Origin of the sequence: Roseomonas sp. TAS13, assembly GCF_001950415.1 — a bacterium.
In the GTDB taxonomy this organism is placed as follows: Bacteria; Pseudomonadota; Alphaproteobacteria; order Acetobacterales; family Acetobacteraceae; genus Roseomonas; species Roseomonas mucosa.
This window is the reverse complement of the sequence record NZ_BDLP01000453.1, coordinates 1-3127: the sequence shown is the minus strand read 5'-3', so window position 1 is coordinate 3127 and position 3127 is coordinate 1. Positions and strand designations below refer to the sequence as shown.

4 protein-coding genes are annotated in these 3127 nt (G+C 71.9%); 1 reads left to right on the top strand and 3 read right to left on the bottom strand.

What is annotated here, in order from left to right:
* A partial coding sequence (locus tag ROTAS13_RS21925; protein ID WP_171979202.1) for a DUF2125 domain-containing protein occupies positions 1-799 on the bottom strand: 799 nt, incomplete at its 3' end.
* Positions 800-926: 127 nt separating this feature from the next.
* Here ROTAS13_RS21925 and ROTAS13_RS21920 point away from each other — a divergent pair.
* The gene (locus tag ROTAS13_RS21920; protein WP_226946140.1) at positions 927-1601 is read left to right on the top strand and encodes a gamma-glutamylcyclotransferase; all 675 of its coding nucleotides are present in this window, start codon (positions 927-929) and stop codon (positions 1599-1601) included.
* Between the two features lie 288 nt (positions 1602-1889).
* Here the strand turns inward: ROTAS13_RS21920 and ROTAS13_RS21915 are convergent, their stop codons facing one another.
* On the bottom strand, positions 1890-2609 hold the full coding sequence (locus tag ROTAS13_RS21915) for a 1-acyl-sn-glycerol-3-phosphate acyltransferase (RefSeq protein WP_058390267.1): 720 nt from the start codon (positions 2607-2609) through the stop codon (positions 1890-1892).
* On the bottom strand, positions 2606-3127 hold a 522-nt coding region (locus tag ROTAS13_RS21910), incomplete at its 5' end, for a YdcF family protein (protein ID WP_075823420.1). The genes ROTAS13_RS21910 and ROTAS13_RS21915, both read right to left, overlap by 4 nt.

Sequence of the window (3127 nt, the reverse complement as noted above, 5' to 3'; positions counted from 1 at the left end):
GGTGGAGCTGTGCGTAGATGTGATCAAGAGACAGGCCGACGGGCAGGGGGCCGGTCAGGGAAGCCGTCAGCCCCGCCGTTTCGATCCTTGGGCCCAGGGGCCAGCTCCGCCCCTGCGACAGGCTGGGGAGGGTGATGCCCTGGCTCTGGACCGAAAGGGCGATGGCGCTCTCGCCCTCCGTGGCGCTGCTGCGCGTGTCCAGCGTGACCTCCAGCCGGCGGATCTCCAGCCCGCCCGGTCCGCCATCCGCGGCGGTGCCGGGAAGGCCCAGGCGCAGGCGGTCGGCCCGGAACTCGCCGCCGCGCGGCAGCACATCCGCCTGCAACGGCAACAGCCCGGTCAGCCGGTCCGCCGCGAAGGGCAGCTCCAGCGCGCCCAGGCGCAGCCTCTGCGGCCCCTTGGGCTCGATGCGCAGCTCGTCCAGGCGCGGCAGCACGACCCGCAGGTCCAGTGCCGGTACGCGCCAGTCGATCCCGCCCGGCAGCGTGGCATCGCCCCCACTCAGCCGGAAATCCGGCAGGCGCAGCGTAGCGGAGAAAGGCCATCCCCCCCGCTGCGGCGTGCCGTATTCCACCCGCCAGCCCTGCGCGCGGCGGCTCTGCGCCCAGGCGGTGAAGCCTTCCTCCAGCCGCCCGCCCATCCAGTGCCAGAGCATGGCATGGGCGGCGGCCAGCCCGGCGAGCAACACGGTCAGCCCCAGCAACAGCGGCGCGGGCCGCAGCCAGCGGCGCCGGGCGGCACGGCGCCCTGGAGGGGCCTGGACGACCTCGCCGCCTCCGGTGCCCTGACCATCGGCCATCCGTGCAGGGGCATTCCGGGCGGGGGCATCCCGACCTGCCTGGGAGGCCTGCCATGTGCCTGGCGCGTGCGCGCCGTTCTTCTCGGTATCCACGCCACCCGCTATAGCGCGCCCCCCGGCCGATCGCATGACCCCTGACCCCTCCGCAGCCCCCGAAGGCACCCGAAACCCACCGGAAACCGAGACGCCCCCCGTCCTGGACGAGGCGTTGCTGGACGCGGATGGCTCGCTCTACGTCTTCGCCTATGGCTCCCTGATCTGGAAACCGGGCTTCGCGGTGGAGGGGGCGCACCCGGCCCTGCTGCGGGGCTATCACCGCCGCTTCTGCATCCGCTCCACACGCTATCGCGGCACGCCGGAGCGCCCGGGCCTGGTGCTGGGCCTCGACCGTGGCGGCGCCTGCCGGGGCGTGGCGCTGCGCGTCGCCCGGAGCCGGGCGGCGGAGGTCCTGGGCTACCTCCACGAACGGGAGATGTCCGGAGGCTCCTACCACCAGATGCGCCTGAAGGTTCGGCTGCTGGACGAAGGACGCGACGTGTGCGCGGTGGCCTATGTCGTGGACCGCCGGTCAGACACCTATTGCGCCGGGCTGGGTCCCGATGAGGCGGCGCGCGCCATTGGCCTCGGGGTCGGAGCAATGGGCAGCAACCGCGACTACCTGCTCAACACCGTGTCGCAGCTCCGGGCCCTGGGAGTGCGGGATGCGGCACTGGAAAGGCTGGCAGACCTGCTGCCCCCGGTTGGCGCTGCCTCTGGCGACAACCGGGCTGGGGAAAAGCCGGACCGGAAAAGCCGAGGCTGAAAAAACCCAGCTGCGGCGCAGCTTTCCGCAGAGTTGTCCACAGGGAGGGGCGGAGTCGTCCCCAGCGCCAGGCTGGTTTGCGCTCCCTTGCCCACAGAGGGCTGGGGATAGCGCAAACGCGGGTCTAATAAGCTGAAAACAAATGAATAAGAACAAAGGGCGGCCAACGGCCGATGCACCAAAACCGAGGTTTGGCAAGCCCTTGACGCGTGGTGATGGCGCCACGTGGCAGGATCGCCCCGCAGCTATTCCACCAATTTATCCACAGATGCTTGTTGACAGCCCTCGTCAGGGTCCTGGGAGCGGGGAACCCTGCAGCATCGCGGCGGAGGCGGTTTCCACCTCATCCTCCAGCCGCCGCATCAGCTCGGCACGGGGCAGGCCGGGCGGCAGGGCGGGGAGGATCGCCAGGGTGATGGTGCCCGGCCGCTTGGCAAAGGAGCGGCGTCCCCAGAAGCGACCGCTATCCGTGGCCGCCGGCACCACCGGCAGGCCGGTGGCGGAGGCCAGCGCCGCCACGCCCGGCTGCCAGGGCACACGCTCGCCCGGTGCGGTCCGGGTTCCCTCCGGGAAGATCACCAGCTGTGCCCCGTCCCGCTCGGCGAATTCGCGCGACTGCCGCACCATGGACTTCAGCGCCGCGGCGCCGCCGGCGCGGTCCACCCCCACCGCGCCGAAGCGCCGCGCCAGCGCCCCCCAGCCCGGCAGGCGGAGCAGCTCCTGCTTCATGACATAGACCGGGTGCGGCAGCAGGGTCAGCCAGACGAAGGTGTCGAAGGCCGACTGGTGCTTGGAGGCCACGATGCAGGGGCCGGCGGGAATGTTCTCCAGCCCCGTCACCCGCACCCGCATGCCGCAGATCGCCGCCATCCAGCACAGCACCCAGCGCGTCCAGCCGCGCACGAAGGGCCGCGTCATGCGCCGGGGCAGCATCAGGCCGATCCAGGGGAAGACGGCCATCGAGAAGAGGAAGAGCGCGTTGAACAGCGCGGAGCGCAAGGCGATCAAGGGTCCGGCTCCGAGCGGCCATAGGCGGAAAGGCCGGCGAGGGCGCCGGCGAACTTCAGGTACTCCCGCAGCATGGCCGGGGGCCGGGCACGGGCGGGAGCGACGGGATACGGGATCAACCGGGCCTCCGGCAACTCCCGCCGCATCTCCAACAGGGCACGGGGCATGTGGAAGCCCGCGGTGACCACCGCCAGCGTCCCGATTCCGTGCTGCCGCGCCCAGGCGGCGATCTCCCGCGCATTGCCGCGCGTGCTGCGGGCCGCGTGCCCCAAGGTGATCCGGTCCAGGTAGGGCCAGGGTTCCACGCTGACCTCGTGCGCGAGGGCGGCGATATCCGTGTTCTGTCCGACGCCCGAGATGATCAGCGGCGCGCCGGGATCGGCAGCCGCCAGGCGCAGCCCGGTCTCGACCCTGTCGGGGCCGCCGGTCAGCACCGCGATTCCCGTCCCCTCCGGCAGCCGGGACGGGGACGGCACCGAGGCGGCATCCAGGAACCAGGCATAGCCCGCCCCGGTGGC